Annotated in this window: 10 protein-coding genes and 1 pseudogene; 4 read left to right on the top strand and 7 right to left on the bottom strand. The window is 71.7% G+C overall.

Annotated elements, in window-relative coordinates:
- The first annotated feature begins 97 nt into the window (after positions 1-97).
- The 3 genes from ACIQ87_RS08195 to ACIQ87_RS08185 all read left to right on the top strand — a co-directional run bounded on the left by ACIQ87_RS08195 (position 98) and on the right by ACIQ87_RS08185 (position 5,262).
- Entirely contained in the window at positions 98-640 is a 543-nt protein-coding gene (locus ACIQ87_RS08195; RefSeq protein WP_402403288.1) for a TetR/AcrR family transcriptional regulator, read from the top strand.
- Between the two features lie 684 nt (positions 641-1,324).
- The gene (locus ACIQ87_RS08190; RefSeq protein WP_402403286.1) at positions 1,325-3,433 is read left to right on the top strand and encodes a flavin monoamine oxidase family protein; all 2,109 of its coding nucleotides are present in this window, start codon (positions 1,325-1,327) and stop codon (positions 3,431-3,433) included.
- The gene (locus tag ACIQ87_RS08185) at positions 3,430-5,262 is read left to right on the top strand and encodes an alpha-keto acid decarboxylase family protein (protein WP_402403283.1); all 1,833 of its coding nucleotides are present in this window, start codon (positions 3,430-3,432) and stop codon (positions 5,260-5,262) included. Before ACIQ87_RS08190 ends, ACIQ87_RS08185 begins: the two co-directional genes overlap by 4 nt.
- 113 nt (positions 5,263-5,375) lie before the next feature.
- Here ACIQ87_RS08185 and ACIQ87_RS08180 read toward each other — a convergent pair whose 3' ends face one another.
- Positions 5,376-5,579 carry a cold-shock protein gene (locus tag ACIQ87_RS08180; RefSeq protein ID WP_045694210.1) on the bottom strand — a complete coding sequence of 68 codons (204 nt, stop codon included), beginning with the start codon at positions 5,577-5,579 and terminating at the stop codon, positions 5,376-5,378.
- 504 nt (positions 5,580-6,083) lie between these two features.
- Here ACIQ87_RS08180 and ACIQ87_RS08175 point away from each other — a divergent pair.
- Complete coding sequence (locus ACIQ87_RS08175; RefSeq protein WP_402403282.1) at positions 6,084-6,311, top strand: hypothetical protein; 228 nt, start codon at positions 6,084-6,086, stop codon at positions 6,309-6,311.
- Between the two features lie 249 nt (positions 6,312-6,560).
- Here ACIQ87_RS08175 and ACIQ87_RS08170 read toward each other — a convergent pair.
- The 6 genes and pseudogenes from ACIQ87_RS08170 to ACIQ87_RS08145 all read right to left on the bottom strand — a co-directional run.
- Positions 6,561-6,668: pseudogene (locus ACIQ87_RS08170) on the bottom strand (family 1 glycosylhydrolase); the annotation flags it as partial.
- Positions 6,623-7,915 (bottom strand): TIGR02679 family protein, encoded by a 1,293-nt coding sequence (locus ACIQ87_RS08165; protein ID WP_402403279.1) that lies wholly within the window; start codon positions 7,913-7,915, stop codon positions 6,623-6,625. The gene ACIQ87_RS08165 and the pseudogene ACIQ87_RS08170, both read right to left, overlap by 46 nt.
- Positions 7,912-12,009, bottom strand: coding sequence for a TIGR02680 family protein (locus tag ACIQ87_RS08160; protein ID WP_402403276.1), 4,098 nt, complete (start codon positions 12,007-12,009; stop codon positions 7,912-7,914). The genes ACIQ87_RS08165 and ACIQ87_RS08160 overlap by 4 nt, the downstream gene beginning before the upstream one ends.
- 16 nt (positions 12,010-12,025) lie before the next feature.
- Complete coding sequence (locus ACIQ87_RS08155; protein WP_402403273.1) at positions 12,026-13,240, bottom strand: TIGR02678 family protein; 1,215 nt, start codon at positions 13,238-13,240, stop codon at positions 12,026-12,028.
- Positions 13,237-14,751 carry a TIGR02677 family protein gene (locus ACIQ87_RS08150; RefSeq protein WP_402403270.1) on the bottom strand — a complete coding sequence of 505 codons (1,515 nt, stop codon included), beginning with the start codon at positions 14,749-14,751 and terminating at the stop codon, positions 13,237-13,239. The genes ACIQ87_RS08155 and ACIQ87_RS08150 overlap by 4 nt, the downstream gene beginning before the upstream one ends.
- Positions 14,752-15,441: 690 nt before the next feature.
- Positions 15,442-16,782: a GH1 family beta-glucosidase gene (locus ACIQ87_RS08145; protein WP_402403267.1), complete on the bottom strand. Its 1,341-nt coding sequence runs from the start codon at positions 16,780-16,782 to the stop codon at positions 15,442-15,444.
- Positions 16,783-16,923: the final 141 nt, after the last annotated feature.

Raw genomic sequence — 16,923 nt, 5'->3', positions numbered from 1 at the left:
AACGGGCTAGAATCCGGGGAAAGGCCCCGGTACGGTGCTGCCCCCATGACCGGCGGGGGCAGCACCACGCCCAGTACGGCTAGGAGAAGGTGGCACCATGCGCGCAGACGCCCGCCGCAACTACGAGCGGCTCCTCGCGGAGGCCAAATCGGCCTTCGAGCAGCACGGCACCCAGGCCTCGCTGGACGACATCGCCCGCCAGGCGGGCCTGGGCAACGCGACCCTCTACCGCCACTTCCCCACCCGGGAGAGCCTGCTGGAGACGATGCTGCGGGACAGCCTCAAGGAACTCGGCGACACCGCCGAGGAACTGATGGCCACCGACCCCCCGGGCGAGGCCCTCGCCACCTGGGTGCGCGCGGCGGTCGCGCACGCCACCCTCTACCGCGGCCTGGTCACCATGCTGATGGAGAGTCTCAAGGACGAGGCCTCCGACCTCAACTGCGCGTGTACCGCGATGCAGTCCTCCGGCCGCCTCCTGCTCGAACGCGCCCAGCTCGCCGGTGAGGCCCGCCAGGAGGTCACCGCCAACGGCCTCTTCACCCTGATCGCCTCCGCCGCCTGGGCCCGCGAGCACGCCCCCGAGGACAGCGACCAGGTCCTCACCGTCCTCATCGACGGCCTCCGGCCCCGCCCCTGAGCCCCATCGACGGCCTCCGGCCCTGCCCCTGAGCCCACCCCCTCCCGCAGGGTCGGCCCCGGCCCGTCGAACCGGCTGTCGTCCGGCCGGCTGCCGTCCGGCCGGCCGCAGACCGGTCACCGCCGGTGGCCGAGCCCGTCCGGCACCTCGACGGTGGCGCCCGTGGCGAGCCCGCCCGGCGGGGCGACCGCGAGGCCGTCGGCGAGGGCCGGACCGCACAGCGTCGCCGGGCCGTCGCATACGAGGCCGCACCTCTGGTTGAACCCCTCGGCCCGTCGAACGCCCTGCCCTGGCAGCCAGGAGCGACGAGAACCACCCCGGTCGGCCCGCCGCATGCCGAGGACGCCACCGTCGCCACGACCAAGCCTGCCGGACCCGCCACACGCCGCCTCCGCAGGCCCGCGCCACCTCGCTCTCGACCGCGCACCTGTACGGAAGCGCGGCGCCCGGTGACGCTGTGCGACCCCACCGAGAGGCTGACCTCCGGTTGACAGGACTCTCGACGACAAAGCTACGTTGAGTAGCGCATCTCTCGCATCTTGTGACCGGCGCTGCCTGTCCCGCACCCCCGGCGCGAGAAGCCCGACCCATGCCCACACCCCACGCTGCGCCTGCTCGCCGAGGGCAAGGACCTCCCCGACAAGCCGGTCGGCTCCTGGCCCCTGAGCGCCCCGAGGAGACACCATGGAGAACCCCGTCATCAAAGGCACCCCCGACGAACGCGCCCGCCGGCAGACCTGCCTGCGGCTGGCGCGCGAACTGCTGCTGATCGGTCCCGACGACAAGGACCTGAAGCTGCGCTACCTCGACGTCCTGATCAAGGACGGCATCCCGCCGACGGACGAGTCCAAGGACGTGCTGATCGTCGGCGCGGGCATCGCCGGCCTGGTCGCCGGGAAGCTGCTCAAGGACGCCGGACACCGCGTCACCATTCTGGAGGCCAACGCCAACCGGGTCGGCGGGCGGATCAAGACCTTCCGCTCCACCGACGACGAGGTGGACGGCCCGTTCTACGACCCGGAGCAGTACGCCGAGGCCGGGGCGATGCGGCTGCCCAGCTTCCACCCGCTCACCCTGGCCCTGGTCGACAGCCTCGGCCTGCAGCGGCAGCTCTTCTTCAACGTCGACGTCGATCCGGACACCGGCAACCAGAACCCGCCCGTGCCGCCGGTGGTCTATGAGTCCTTCGAACCCGGGAAGGTGTGGACGTACGGCGCGGACAGCCCGGACTTCCGCGAACCGGCCAAGCGCTTCAACTCGTGGATCCGCGCCAACCGGATCCAGGCCCGGCGCAGCGAGTACACCGCGGACCCGAGCAGCGTCAACGAGGGCTTCCACCTCACCGGGGACGAGGCGCGGATCACCGCCGCCGAGATGGTCAACCAGGCACTCGAGCCGGTCCGCGACTACTACTCGGTGATCAAGGACGGCAAGCGCGAGAACAAGCCGTTCGCCGAGTGGCTGGACGGCTGGGCCCGGGTGATCCACGACTTCGACGGCTACTCGATGGGCCGCTTCCTGCGCGAGTACGCGGGCTTCAGCGACGAGGCCATCGAGGCGATCGGCACGATCGAGAACATGACCTCGCGGCTGCACCTGTCCTTCTTCCACACCTTCCTGGGCCGCAGCGACATCAATCCCACGGCCACCTACTGGGAGATCGAGGGCGGCAGCTGGAACCTGCCCCACGCGCTCGCCGAGGAGCTCCGGACGGAGCTGCGGATGGGCGAACGGATGATCCGGATGGAGTACTGGGACACGCGCCGGGACGGCGGGGGAGCCCGGAGCGTCGGCCCGAACGGGCCGCAGGTCGCCGTCATGACCGTTCCCGAGGACGACCCGGAGGCCGAACCCACCACCTGGACGGGCGACTTCGCGATCGTCACGGTCCCGTTCTCCGCCCTGCGGTTCGTCCAGGTGACGCCCCCGTTCTCGTACAAGAAGCGCCGGGCGATCATCGAAACCCACTACGACCAGGCCACCAAGGTGCTGCTGGAGTTCTCCCGCCGCTGGTGGGAGTTCACCGAGGCGGACTGGAAGGTCGAGCTCGACTCCATCGCACCCGGCCTGTACGAGTACTACCAGCGGGCCGGCGAGGATGACGCCGAGGCGGCCGTGGCCGCCGCCCACAACGGCCACCGGCCCCCGCGCAACCTGCCGGATGTACTGCTCGGCGCGCACGCGAGCGTGGACGAGCGCCGGATCAGCCAGGGCCAGCGGGAGGCCTACCAGCACACCCCGCTGCTCCGGGCGAGCGTGCGCCCGGCCACCAACTGCTTCGGCGGCGGCTCGACCACCGACAACCCGAACCGCTTCATGTACTACCCCTCGCACCCGGTGCCCGACAGCGACGGCGGCGGCGTGGTGCTGGCCGCCTACAGCTGGTCGGACGACGCGGTGCGCTGGGACTCCATGGAGGACGACGAGCGCTACGTCTACGCGCTGCGCAACCTCCAGTCGGTGCACGGCCGGCGGATCGAGGTGTTCTACACCGGCTACGGGAAGACCCAGAGCTGGCTGCGCGACCCGTACGCGTTCGGCGAGGCGGCGGTGTACACCCCGCACCAGATGACCAGTTTCCACCTCGACGCGGTCAAGCCGGAAGGCCCGGTGTACTTCGCCGGCGAGCACGTCTCGCTCAAGCACGCCTGGATCGAGGGCGCGGTGGAGACCGCCGTGCGGGCGGCCATCGCCGTCCACGAGGCACCCCCGCCACCGCCCGCGGTGGAAGCGGGGATCCGGCCCGATGTGCGGGTCCACGGGGAGCGTCGACAGGAGGCGGTCAGCAGATGAGCGGCGAGCACGAATGGACGGTGGCCCGCTATCTGGCCACCAGACTGGAACAGTTGGGCATCCGGTACCTGTTCGGGGTGCCGGGCGACTTCCTCGGCCCGTTCCTGACGATCATGCAGGCCACCACCACGGTCCGCTGGATCGGCACCCCGACCGAGATGGGCGGCGGCTACGCCGCGGACGCGTACGCCCGGGTGCGCGGCGCCGACGCCGACCCGGACAAGGGCGAGGTCGGCGTCGGCGCGGTCGCGGTGACCTACGGGGTGGGCGCGTTCAGCCTGCTCAACACCGTCGGCGGCGCGTACGTCGAGGACGTGCCGCTGATCGCGATCAACGCGGCGCCCTCGTACGAACAGTGGCTCAACCAGCAGGCGGTCGGCCTGCTCACCTCGCACATGAGCCCGCGCCGGGAGAGCAACCTGGACGTCTACCGGCAGGTCACGGTGGACGCGCAGGTGCTCTCCAACCCGGGGCTCGCGCCCTGGCAGATCGACAGCGCGATCACCGCGTGCCTGACCGAGCACAAGCCCGTCTACCTGGAGGTGATGGAGGACGTCTGGCACGCGCCGTGCGAACCGCCCCAGGGTGAACTCCGGGCCCACGAGCGGGTGTCCACCAAGCGGAACGAGGAGATGCTGGCCAAGGCAGTCAAGGCGGCGGTGGAGCTGATCGGGAAGTTCGGCACGCCGATCGTCTGGGCCGGCGAGGAACTCGTCCGCCAGCGACTGGAGGCCGAGCTGCTGGAGTTCGTGCAGACCACCCGGATGCAGTTCTGCACCACGGTCGGCGCGAAGTCCGTGGTCTCCGAACGGCACCCCCTGTTCGCCGGCGTCTACAACGGCAAGGCGAGCCTGCCGGAGATCCGGGACACCTTCAAGAACGCCGGGTGCCGGATCGGCCTGGGCACCTGGTCCACGTCCAAGAACCTCGGCGGCGAGCAGTCGATCGGCGACGACTGGATCGTGGCGGCCCGCGGCGGTGTCAGCGTCGGCGCCACGTACTTCCCCGACGTCCGACTCGGCCGGTTCATCCCGGCGTTGCGCGACGCGCTGCGGGGACAGACCTTCCCGGCCGACCACTTCGCACTGGCCAACGCGGCGGGCCTGGACGTCCCGGCCACCACGGCCGAGTTCCTGGAGTCGCTGAGCAGCGACCGGTACCCGGAGGAGCTGACGTACGACAGCTTCTTCGAGCACGTCAACCACTTCCTGGAGCACCAGGCCACCGGCGGGGACCCACAGGCCCCCTCGCCGTTCACGGTGGTCTCGGACGCGGCGTTCGCGCTGATCGGTTCGATGAACCTGCGGATCACCGAGCGGGCCGGCTTCCTGGCGCAGAACAGCTGGCTGTCCATCGGCTACTCGGTCGGCGCGGCCACCGGCGTGGCGCTGGGCCGGCAGACGCCGCCGAAGCGACCGCTGGTGTTCGTCGGGGACGGCTCGTTCCAGGAGATCTGCCAGGAACTGTCCACCCATGTGCGCCACCACCTGCGGCCGGTGGTCTTCGTCCTGGACAACGAGGGCTTCTACGGCATCGAACAGATGCTGGTCAGCCCCTGTTACTACCAGGACAAGCCGTCCGACGGCGCCGACTTCTACAACGTGCTGCACCCGTGGCGGTACGAGAAGCTGGCCGAGGTCTTCGGCACGGACAAGGACCGGATGCACGGGTACGAGCTCACCACCCACGCCGAGCTCGAATCACTCCTGCTGGACATCGCCGACCCCGGCAACGACATCAACCACGCGCCGATCCTGGCCCGCGTCCGGCTCAGCCGGCACGACTACCCGAGGGCGCTCCAGTACAAGATCGACGAGCAGTGCCAGTAGGCCAGGGGGCCTGAGCGGCCGGGAACGCGTCGTGGCGCGATGCCAAGGGGCCCGCACCGGGCGTGTGCTCGGTGCGGGCCCCTCACTGCTTGGCGGGTGCCGTGGCAGATGAACTACAGCGGGCGAATGTTCTCGGCCTGCGGGCCCTTCTGGCCCTGCGTGACGTCGAACTCGACCTTCTGGCCCTCGAGCAGCTCACGGAAGCCGTTGGCGTTGATGTTCGAGTAGTGGGCGAAGACGTCGGGGCCGCCACCCTCCTGCTCGATGAAGCCGAAGCCCTTTTCCGAGTTGAACCACTTCACGGTGCCATTAGCCATTAAGAAATCTCCTTCAAGAGGCTGTCCGAAGCGCGCACAGCGCACGCCTCGAGTCGCCGCGGGAAGCGCCCACCCGGGAAGAGCCGGGAAAACAAAAAATGCGCCTGCGAATACATCAGCAGGCGCACACAAAGTTCATGGGAACCACTACTGCAACTAAAACGACTCTAGCAGGCCCGGGCCCGCTGTGGGCGAATTTTCAACCCCCAGTTTCGGAGAGACGCCCCCGGGGTCGCCGAACCTGGGCCGCCATGGGCATCAACACGCCTTGGCAGCAGTCTCGTTGGCACGTTCCCGAGGTGTCGGCGCCGAAGGCCCGGAAGGATGATCCGCGCGGGCGCGGCGAGGCCGGCCCTCGTCCCGACAGCCCCCGCGCAACCGATCACGCCACGCGCCGGCACCGCCCGGGGGCGCACCGGACGGCGTCCGCCGCTTACGCCCCACTCGAACTCGAGTACGCCGAAAGGGGCCCGCTCCCGTGACTTCCGGCGCATACTGGAGGGGATGAAAGAATTCTCAGCAACCCGCCGCCCACTGCCCAACAGCCCCTTCAAGGCCCCACCGCAGGCGCCCCGCAAGCATTTCGCCGTCGGTGACCGGGTCACCCACGACAGGTACGGCCTCGGCCGGGTCGTCGGCGTCGAAGGCGACGGCGACACCGCCGTGCTCGTCGACTTCGGTTCGCAGCAGGTACGCATCTCCCCGCCGTACAGCACGCTGTTCGTACTCTGACCCGGCCGCCCCCGGCTCCCGCGCCCATGGCGCACACGCCGCCCGGGCGGAGCGCCCGGACGGCATTGCCAGGTGGCGGGCCGGGGGTGTCCGCGCGGGCGGATTCCGACGGGCTTCGATCAGCACGGCGCCCACCGCGCAGTGGACCGACACCCGGCCAACGCCGACTCGGCGGGACATCCACCTCCTGGCGCGGGCCGGATGCGGCGTGCTCGCCGAACCGCCCGTGGAAGAACCACCGGGACCGGGTCACGGACCTGTCGAACACCCTGCCCTCCGCCGCAACGAGGCCTTCGGGGTGCGCCGCTGCGTCACGAAGTCGACGTGGACGAGGCCGAAGCGTTGGTGGTAGCCCTCGCCCCGTCGAACAGCCTGTCATTCCATTCGTGACGGTACTCTGCCAAGTCGTCGAGGAGAAGGTCGGCGACCACCTCCTCGACCACCGCGGTGCGCAGTTCGGCGATGGAGCCGACGAGCGCCCGGTCCCACGGGGCGGGCGTGAGGCGCCCCGGATCGGGGCCCGGGGGAACCCGGGGCACGGCGGCCCGGTAGTCGTCGGCCGCCATCCGCCAGGGGACGGCTCCGGTCTTGGCCATGACGTGAGCCGCGATGCGGATGCCCTCGCCGTCGAAGTCGCCGTGGTAGCGCAGGGAGGCGCCGTCGTCGGCGAGTCGGCGCAGCAGGTGGATCACGGCGGTGCTGGGCCAGCCGGAGGTGCAGACCAGTGGCGGGCAGTGCCGGCCGAAGCGCCGTAGGGCCAGGGCGAGCACGCTGGGATTCTCGGTGATGTACACCGGTCCTGCGGGACCGGCGAACTCGCCGGGTGAGCGCAGCTGGGCAAGAGTCAGACCGACCGGGTGGCCGGCCCCGGCGCAGATCCGGGAGATCCTGGCGACCGGGCCTTCCCCCTCCGGGCGGAGGCCGACGGCGAGCACGGTGGCGGACAGCTCGTCGTCGGCCACGCCGCCCCGGCTCCAGAGTGCGCGTCGCCCCTCGGCGGCATCCGGCATGTCGGTGCCGTACAGCACCGCCAGTGCACGCAGGACGAGGGAGGACAGCCGGGTCCCGTCGTCGAGGGCGTGCGAGTCGCCGAGGAGGCGAGCGGCGAGCACAGGCAGTGGCTCGCCATCGGCCGGGAGTGCGGCCAGGACGGCCAGCGCGGCGGTCAGGAGGCCCCTGGTCCGGTCGGGAGAGCCGTCGACGAGGCCATTGCCGCGTAGATGGCCGACCCATTCCAGAAGAACGGGCTGGGCGGTGACCACCTCGTGCCCGGCCAACCAGCCCCACAGGGCGTCGCGTTGACCGGCCTTGCGCCGGCGCTCGGCGGCCCGGTCGTCGATCGGGCCGAGGATCGCGGCCACCGCCTCCCGGACCGGCCGACCGCAGGCGTCCATCACAGCGGCTTCCAGTACCGCGAGCGGGATCGTCGGTTCGGCGCCGGGGAGCCGGTCCAGTCCGAGGAGGTCGGCCAGGGCCTCCCGGCCGGCGTCGCCGAGCGGTCCCGACCGCACCCGGCTGACGGGGCGGCCGGTCGACAGGCGATCGTGGACGGCCGACCAGAGGGGCCGGAGTTCGGGGACGTCGAGGGGATGGCGGCCTGTCATGCCGATCCCTCCAGGCCGGCTTCGTCGGGCAGCAGGTCGGCACCCGTCCAGGTGAAGCGGGCGCTGGTGACGGCATCGTCGCCGTCGCCTCCGGTGATCAGCTGGTGGACGGCGATCCCGGAGAGCTCCCGATAGGTGCACCACTCGTGGTCGGAGGTGAGCACCAGGTCGAGGTCGAGCGCCGCGAGGAGGGCGAAGACCTGCCCTCGGTTGACGGTGTCGACGCCGACGAAGACCTCGTCGAGCAGGATCAGCCGCGGGGACTCCGGCACCGCCTCGTAGTGGGCGGCCACCGCGGCGAAGAGCGGCAGGTGGAGTGCGATGGCCTTCTCACCGCCCGACAGCGCGCCGTGGAGCTTCTTGGTGAGCAGCTGCCACCCGGCGCCGTTGGCGCGGTCCAGCTTGACGACGAACTGGTGCCAGGCCGTGTAGTCGAGGACCTCCGCGAGCTGCTCTTCCCAAGTCGCCGCCGTGTTACGGGTCTTGGCCTCCTCGATGCGACCCCGGAAGAAGGCGTGCAGGGCCTCGCGGTCCGCTTCGGTGATCCGGGCCGGGTCCTTGAGAAGCAGTTCACGGGCTGTCCGGGTGCCGGCGGGCAGGTCGGGGTGGATCTGCCACACCAGACGGACCGCCACCCGTGAGGCGGTGCGAACCCGTTCGAGGTGGCCGTTCATCCGCTCGACGAGTTCACCGGCCTGGCGGATCCGGGAAGCGAGGTGGCGGCGGGTGTCGCCGGTGAGGGTTCGGTCGAAGAGGCTCCGTTCCGCGGCGGTGATGTCGCCCTGGCTGCGGTCACGGTCGCCGGCGAGGATGGCGAGGAGGCTGGTCGCGCCGACGCGGATGCCGTCGATGGTGGCGGTGAGGACGTGGATGTCCTCCTCGGCTTCGAGTTCGAGGTCGGCACGGCTGCTGAGGCTCTGGCGGGCTCGGTGGACGGCCTCGGAGAGGCGGTTCAGGGAGTCGCCGAGGTTCCTGGTGCCGTGCGGCAGGTTAGGCCATGCCGCGGCGGTCTCGCGTGCCGCTTCGAGGGTCGCGCGAGTGCCGTCCACGGAGGTGAGGACGAGGTCGAGGCCCGCGTCCTCGGGGAATCCGAGGACGCACAGGTGCCGGAAACCGCGGGCTGTCTCGTTCCGGGCGGCCACGGCCCTGTCGTGCAGGGCCCCGTCCTGGGCCATGGTGGCACCCAGCGCACCGATGCGGCCTTCGAGGGTGAGAAGTGCCTGGGTTCCGGAGTCGATGTCACGGCGGATCCGGTCGAGCGACGTCCGGAAGTCACCGATGCGGGCGGCCACTTGGCGGTAGTCCTCGCCGACGGTGCTCTCGACGGCCCGGAGCGTGGATCGGAGCCCGCGGGCGGCGGCCTCGACACTCTCCGCCTCCTCCAAGCTCTCGGCTGCCGCGCTCCTGGATGCCTCGGCATGGCTGCGCGCGGAGTGCCAGGCGTGCTGGGCGGCTGTCCGGGCAAGGTGGGCGTCGAGCCAGACGTCGGCCTGTTCGCGCAACGCGTCGACGGCCGTGGCGGTCATGTCCAGGGCGGCGCGTTCGGTCGGCAGGGCGTGCTCGGCCGAGGCGACGGCGAGCGCGCGAAGCGCGTCCGCGACCGCGACCTCCTGTCGCGCGAGCCGTTCGACGGCCTCGCGTACGGCGTCCTCACGGGCGCCCACCTCGGACTCGGACCGGTCCCAGAGGCGCTTGGCCCGCTCCACCTCCTGGTGGTGCGGTCGGGAACGAAGGTCGGCGCCGAGGCGCGTCCGGCGGTCGGCGAGGGCACGCAGCCGCGTCTCGTAACCGGTGACAGTGGTGTCGGCCTCGGCCAGTTCGGCGGTGAGGTCCGCGATCCGCCGCTGCCTGGCGCGTTCCCGGGCCGCGGCGCCGATGTGGCTGGACTCCTCCTTGGCCCAGGAGCCGACCACCGTCGCCAGCCGCCAGCTTCCGTCGGCCGCCACGGCGGCCGGGTGGCCCGTCGGGAGCGTGGGGCCGTAGGCGATGCCTGCGAGCAGCCGCTGTACCCGGCTCGGCGGCACCGGGCCGTCGGGCTCGGGAGAAAGGACGTCGAGCAGCGAGGGGCCCGGCGCGGGCACGGCCGCTGCCGGGTCGGCCAGGGTGTCGTGTCCGGCGACGACGAGGCCGCCGTCGGGGGCCATCCAGGCGTCGAGCAGGCCTGCCGCTTCCAGGGCCGCTTCGATGCCTGCCTGATCGGCGGGCGGCACGTCCGGCCGGAAGGCCAGCAGGCGCCACAGTGGCGCCCCCGGCAGGACCGACCGGTCGGCCGTGCGGGTCCGTGGTGGAACCGGCGGGAGATCGACCGCGGCCGCGGTGCGTTCCAGTTCCCCAACGATCCGGTCGCGCCTGGCTCGGGCGTCGTCCCGACCGGCGCGGGCGGTCGTCTCGCCGGCGGTGATGGAACTCTCCGCCACCCGGGCGGCGGCCTCGACCAGCACGAGGACCTCGGTCTCGACGGCGGCACGGGACGCGAGCTCCTCGGCGTCGTCGATCGACAGCTCCGCGCAGTCCTTCGTCGCCCAACGGCGCAGCAGGGCGGCATGGGCGTCGACGGCGACCTCGTGGGCGTGGGCGTGCCCCTCGCGCTTCGCGATCGCACCGGCCAGCCGTTCGCGCGCCGAGTCGAGGTGCCGCTCCGCCGTCGTCCGGTCCGCGAGGGAACGCTCGTGGCGCTCCACGGCGGCGCGGACCTCGCCGATCTGGCGATGCCGCGAGACGACCGCACCGCGCAGCAGGCGGCGCGCCGTACGCCCCTGCTCCTCCGTCTCCCCGGACGGACCGGGTGCGGCATCGAGCACCGACTGCACCTCGGCGCAGACGGACTCCATGGCTGCTCGCCGCGCCGCACCCCGCGCCTCCTCCCGGGCGGCCCGGGCGTGTTCGGCCCGCTGCTCGGACCGCAGCCGCGCGTCGTCGGCACGCCCGGCGTCCTCGTCGGCCGCCCGAACCTTCCGGTCGGCGGCGGTGCGGGCCCGGGCTGCGACCCGGTCGGCCTGTTCGGTCCTGCGGCGGAGCTGGTCGAGCTCCTGCCCCTGCCGGTAGGCCTCGGAGTCGAGCAGCCCCTCGATGGCGCCCTCGATCTCCTGCCGTCCGTGTTCGAGCTCCAGCTGCGCCCGCTTGTTCTCGTCGCGCTCACGCACGGCTTCCGCGTGCGCCTCCCCGCTCTCCCTGGCGATGCGGGCGAGGTTGTCCATCTCGGTCGTCGCGGAGATGAGCGCCGCCGCTCCGGCGCGCAGAACGCGCTGGGCGTAGCCGCGCTGCTGGTTCGCGACGGCGGTGGCCGCGGCCACCTCGTCGTCCAGGGCCTTCAGGTGTTCACGCTGGCGGTCGAGGCGTTCGAAGCCCTCGGCCAGTTCGGTGATCTCGCCCTGGCCGAGCGGGGGCAGGGCCCGCGAGAGCAGGGAGGACAGCAGCGACGGATCCAGGCGCTCCGAGAGCTTGGGGGTGCGGAGCTGGAGCAGCGCGGTGATCAGGGCGTCGTAGCGCTGCTCGCTCAGCCCGGAGAAGAGCGTGCTCCGGACCGTGTTGCGGTAGTCGGTCGGTGATCCGTGCAGCTCGCCCCGGCCTTGCAGGGCTTCGGCCAGCGCGGCTCGGGTGAGCGGCTGGCCCGCGTCGTTGACCAGGGAGAGACCGCCTGGGCGGTCGATCCGCGCGCCGGTGGTGAAGTAGTCGACGGTGACACCGGTGGTGTGCACGCTGGCCTGAAGTCTGGCGCCGCAGGTGAACCAGCCGGAACCGCCGTCGTCCTCTCCGTCGTCGCGGACGAACTCCAGCCACACGTATCCGACGCGGGTCTTGCCCGAGGCGCCCTCGCCCATCAGATTCCAGTGCATGGTGCGCTCGGATCCACCGAAGGTGGACAGCCGGTTGGGTCGCAGGCTGGCGTCGAGCAGGAAGGGCAGGAGCACCTCCAGCGCCTTCGACTTGCCGGTGCCGTTCTGCCCCCGCAGGAGCAGTCGGCCCTCGTGGAACGTGAAGACCTCGTCGTAGTAGCGCCAGACATTGAGGATGCCGGCCCTGGAAGGCTGCCACCGCGTTGCTGCGGCCGCCGTCGGGAACGCGGAGCACTGCGGGAACTGTGTCACGGTCATCGGCATTCTTCCCTGGTCATGTCGCGGAACCGTCGGGCACGGTGGTCCGGTACCGGAACGCCGCGGGCCGGGGGACCGTGCGGTCGCCGATCCGGCGGGCCAGGCCGAAGTCGCCGAGGACGCGAACGGCGTCGGCCGTGAGGCGCTGGGCGCCGTCCTCCGACTGGTAGCTCTTCGCCCACTGCGGGAAGCGCCGCAGGAGTTCGTTCGCCTCGACCGCGAGCTGTTCCGGTGTCAGCCCGTCCGGAGCGGCTGTCAGCGGTTCCAGCAGGAGCAGGGCCGCCACACGGGCCGTCGCGGAGTCGTCCGGGAAGCGGCTGTCGGTGGCGATCCCGTCCGGGTCCACGAGCAGCAGGCCGTCGGCCCGTTCCTCCAGCACGAACCCGCCCTGCTCGGCGGCGCGCCGGACGATCTGGCGCCCGGTCGGCGAGGTGAGATAGGCCAGTTCGTCGGCGCCGAGCTCGTCGTGGTGGAGGACCGGATCGTCGAGGAGCCGGCGCAGCACCGAGTGCCGCAGTCGGAGGTTGCGCTGCGCATCGGAGGCGTCGGCGCCACCGTACCGGCTCTCGCGCACCGTGCCCCGCAGGAGTTCCTCGAAGCGCAGCGGCACGTCCTCCGCCGGCACGGCCAGCCGGGACGGACCGACGGGTGCGGCGAGGAGACGCATCAGTACGGTGGCATCCACCCGGTAGAGGACCTTGGCCTTCGCCGAGTCGACGAAGCTCTCCGTGAGGCCGTCCACGGTGAGGAGCGCGCCGTACGCCTCCAGCAGTTTGAGGACGTCCACGAAGGCCATGCGCTCGGGCCTGCTCGCCGTGTCGAAGGGCGGCAGCGCCTCGTCGGTGGCACAGGCCTGGACGACCCGGTCGGCGAGCAGGCCGACCGTCGTCACCGAGACCGGGAGCAGCTCGGCCGCGACGACGCACAGCAGGGTGTAGCGGCGGCGGTCGAACGGTGCCTTGCCGGACCGCAGCCGACGGGCGGGGCGCGAGGCGTCGGGAACGGTCCGGATCTTGAGCAGCCGCGCGTACCCCAGGCGCGGTTCCACCGCCAGCTGCCAACCGCAATGGTAGTCGAACCACTTCGTCAACGGGTCCTGCCGACGGCGGATCATCTCGAAGGCGGACGGGTCTCCGCGTTCGGTGATCAGCGGCCGGGCGAGGAGCAGCCTGATGCCTCGGGCGACGTCCTGCCGCTCGGCCAGCACCAGCTGGTTCGCAAGGGTGCTCATCCTGCCTCCCGCCCGGCGGGCTCCCGTATGCTTCCCGCGCTGCGGATCTCCACCAGGTGATCAGGTCCCTCCAGCTTCCCGCGAGGTGTCCGCAGAACGGCCCGCCCGCCGTCGGGCAGCGGCCGGAGGAGAATCTCGACCCGGCCGTCGGAGGTGACCGCCCGGCGCACTCCGCGGCCGTCCGGTCGTCCGGCGAGCGCCCGGCCGAGGAGGTCGAGCAGCCGCTCGAAGACGGCGTGGTCCAGCGTGCCGAAGCCGGAGAGCCGCACCGGACCGTCCGTGGCCAGGACGTCCCAGGCCGCTTCCAGTTCGGCGCGTTCCTTCCGGGCCCGCTCGGCGCGGGCCGCCTTGATCCCGCCGATGTCGCGCACCTTCCCGGTGCGGGTGAACCGCTCGGTGCGGCCACTGGTGCGCAGCAGCGCCGACACCTCCACCGGCGGAGCCTCGGCCCAACTGCCCGACGAGGGAACCAACTCCGGGTCGGGGTGGGCGAGATGGGCGTGACGGGCCGGCCCCAGGCCGAAGGCGGCCGACCAGAGGCGGTGCAGGTCCTCCTCGGTGGGCGCCGCGGCGAACCAGCGGGCCAGCTCCCGGAAGTCCTGGACGGCGCTGGAGGAGCGGCGCCGTGACTCGGTGATCCGGTCGAGGACCTGCAGGAGCGTCACGATCGCTCGGCGCGCCACGCCATGCAGTTGCTCCGCCCGGGGTCGTGCCCCGTCCACAGGCCGGAACCAGGCCTGCAGCCCCTCCCAACGCGCCCGGCGCCGCTCCAACCAGGCCGGCGCGGGATCACCGTCCACAACCGGCGGCAGCTCGGCACCCCGCAGCGCCCGCTCGTGCAGCAGGCTCACGCCCCGCCCCTCGACCCGCTCCACGGCGGAGGCGACCGCCTGTCCCCGCTGGTCGAGATTGACGAGGAACTCCTGGAGATAGGCCACCGTCGCGGCCTTCACCTCCCGGAAGGTCGCCAGGTCGGCACCTTCGGCGCGCAGCAGGCGCTGCAACTCGCCGTTGAACGCCTTGGTGTTGGCCAGCAGTGCCTCCAGGTGGCCCTCCAGCTCCTGCAGCGTCGTGAAGATCCGCCGGTCCGAGGACGTGGAGTCCCCCAGCAGGACGTACAGCTCGTCGAGCCGGTCCGTGATCGCCTCCAGCACCGCCGTCTGGAGCGCACCGGACGAGGCGAGGACGGACAGGGCGTGCTCGACCCCGGCGGACGCGGCCTCACCGCGCCGGGTCAGCGAGTACTGGAGGTTGCGGCGCTCGTACTCCTCGGCGGTGCGGTAGTTCTCCGCGTGGTTCTGCACGACGTCCAGCAGCTGCCACTCCCTGAGCTTCCTCAGCGCGTCCTGGAGCTCGTCGTCGTCCACCGCGTCGAGCCAGCCGACCGTCCGCAGCCGGGCGCGCACGTCGTCCAGCCCCAGCGCGGTCTCCAGCCGCTCGTTGGCCGCGCCGAAGGCCTGGAGGATCGCACCGTAGAGTTCGGCCTTCTCCCCCGTCGTGAACCGGAACATCTCCGGCGGCACCCTGCGCAACTGCTGCCCTCCCCGTCCTCCGGGCCCCACAGTACTCGGACGTGCCGACGCTTGACGACGCCATCGCCGGCGGTCCGTCCGCGGTGCGCGGGTCGAACGGTCGGCCTCGACGCCGGAACGCGCCGCGTCGAGTGTTTCCTCCACGACGCCGCCGACGATTCGTTGCCGTTCCTCCGCCCCGAGGGTGGCCAATCCCGTCTCCGTACTCTCCAGTCGGACCCGGACGATCCGGGTGACCACCTCCCGGCTCGGCTCGGGGGCCTGCTTCCGAAGGTCCCTGTAGACGCTCCAGGCCAGGGTGGCTGCGGCGACAACGAGTGATCCGATGGCGAACGGCTCCGACATCACCCCGTCAGGTTCAGTAGCGGCACCGGCCGGCGAGTGTGTTCGGGAGATCGCCATGACCCAGGCCACGTCACATGGCAAGAGTCGCTCAGCACAGACGTTCCGTCGGGTGGGAGCGCGGTGACGAGCGACCCCGGAATCGTAAGACTGTCCGTCCCCGCACGACCGCCCTGCAACTGAACCACTGGCGATTGGCTGCAGACTTGTCGAACACCCTGTCTTTTGCACAGTGACTGGGGCGCAGTTGTTGTGGGCCACGCCATCAGGATGGCCCCTCTCGGTCGACGCCAAGAGGCCCTACGATCCCGCATCGACTGATGTCAACTACGTTGAACGATCGGCCCGGTGGGTGGCGATGAGATCGCGGTACCACGCGTACGACGCCTTGGGCGTGCGCTGCTGGGTCTCGAAGTCGACGTGGACGAGGCCGAAGCGCTGGTGGTAGCCCTCGGCCCATTCGAAGTTGTCGAGCAGGGACCAGGTGTAGTAGCCGCGGATGTCGATGCCCTCGGCGGCGGCCCGGGCGAGGGCGTCGAGGTGGGCGGCCATGAAGTCGATGCGGGGCTGGTCGGGGTCGGTGGACTCCTCGACGGAGCAGCCGTTCTCGGTGACGGTGACGGGCGGGAGGGCCTTGCCGTAGGTGTCGCGGAGGTCGAGGAGGAGGCGGGTGAGGGCGTCGGGGACGACGGGCCAGCCGAAGGCGGTGTGGGGGACGTCGGGGATGTCGACGAGGTCGAAGGGCAGGCCGGGTTCGGTGGGGGCGGCGACGCGGGTGGGGTTGTAGAAGTTGAGGCCGAGGCCGTCGAGGCCGGGTGTGTGGATGAGGTCGAGGTCGCCGTCGCGGACGGCGCCGAAGATGTCGTCGGGGACGCCGAGGGCGGAGAGGTCGGGGTAGCGGCCGAGCAGGACGGGATCGGTGAACAGCCGGTTGTGGAGGGCGTCGTAGGCCTGGGCGGCGGCCGTGTCCTCGGCGGAGTCGGAGGCCGGCTCGACCGGGGTGAGGTTGTTGGAGAGCATCACCTCCAGCCCGCGCTCGTGCAGGAGCGAGGCGGCCAGGCCGTGGCCGAGGAGCTGGTGGTGGGCGGCCGGGAGGGCCTCGAACATCAGGGTGCGGCCGGGGGCGTGGGTGCCGAGGGCGTAGCCGAACACCGTGTGGACGAAGGGCTCGTTGAGGGTGATCCAGGCGGGGACGCGGTCGCCGAGGCGGTCGGCCACGACGGTCGCGTACTCGGCGAAGCGGTACGCGGTGTCGCGGTCGAGCCAGCCGCCGCCATCCTCCAGGCCCTGCGGGAGGTCCCAGTGGAAGAGGGTGGGCAGCGGCGTGATGCCGGCCTCCAGCAGGGCGTCCACCAGGCGGTCGTAGAAGGCGAGTCCGGCCGGGTTGACGGCACCGGCGCCGGTCGGCAGGACCCGGGACCAGGAGACGGAGAAGCGGTAGCCGTCCAGCCCGAGGCCCTTCATCAGGGCGATGTCCTCGGGGTAGCGGTGGTAGTGGTCGCAGGCCACCGCGCCCGTGTGGCCGTCGCGGACGGCTCCCGGCCGGGCGGCGAAGGTGTCCCAGACGGAGGGCCCGCGGCCGTCCTCCCCCACCGCCCCCTCGATCTGGTAGGCGGCGGTGGCGGCACCCCAGCGGAATCCCGCCGGCAGGTCGTAGCGGTCCGGCATGACAGCCTCCTGACGTGAACGTGAGGGACACTCATGTTACTGGCGCGGCATCGAAACGCCAGAGGGCGTCGGCAACCGCCGTACGGGCAACTGCCGTACGGGGGAAGGCCCGTCCTCCCGGTGGGGCGGGAGGACGGGCCC

The sequence above is a fragment of the Kitasatospora sp. NPDC096204 genome (genome assembly GCF_044763205.1).
GTDB lineage: Bacteria > Actinomycetota > Actinomycetes > Streptomycetales > Streptomycetaceae > Kitasatospora.
This window is presented reverse-complemented; position numbering and strand designations above follow the sequence as displayed.

Excerpts from the sequence above, each read along its gene's own strand:
- ACIQ87_RS08195 (WP_402403288.1), top strand. The coding sequence starts at position 98 with ATGCGCGCAGACGCCCGCCGCAACTACGAGCGGCTCCTCGCGGAGGCC.
- ACIQ87_RS08190 (WP_402403286.1), top strand. The coding sequence starts at position 1,325 with ATGGAGAACCCCGTCATCAAAGGCACCCCCGACGAACGCGCCCGCCGG.
- ACIQ87_RS08185 (WP_402403283.1), top strand. The coding sequence starts at position 3,430 with ATGAGCGGCGAGCACGAATGGACGGTGGCCCGCTATCTGGCCACCAGA.
- ACIQ87_RS08180 (WP_045694210.1), bottom strand. The coding sequence starts at position 5,579 with ATGGCTAATGGCACCGTGAAGTGGTTCAACTCGGAAAAGGGCTTCGGC.
- ACIQ87_RS08175 (WP_402403282.1), top strand. The coding sequence starts at position 6,084 with ATGAAAGAATTCTCAGCAACCCGCCGCCCACTGCCCAACAGCCCCTTC.
- ACIQ87_RS08165 (WP_402403279.1), bottom strand. The coding sequence starts at position 7,915 with ATGACAGGCCGCCATCCCCTCGACGTCCCCGAACTCCGGCCCCTCTGG.
- ACIQ87_RS08160 (WP_402403276.1), bottom strand. The coding sequence starts at position 12,009 with ATGACCGTGACACAGTTCCCGCAGTGCTCCGCGTTCCCGACGGCGGCC.
- ACIQ87_RS08155 (WP_402403273.1), bottom strand. The coding sequence starts at position 13,240 with ATGAGCACCCTTGCGAACCAGCTGGTGCTGGCCGAGCGGCAGGACGTC.
- ACIQ87_RS08150 (WP_402403270.1), bottom strand. The coding sequence starts at position 14,751 with ATGTTCCGGTTCACGACGGGGGAGAAGGCCGAACTCTACGGTGCGATC.
- ACIQ87_RS08145 (WP_402403267.1), bottom strand. The coding sequence starts at position 16,782 with ATGCCGGACCGCTACGACCTGCCGGCGGGATTCCGCTGGGGTGCCGCC.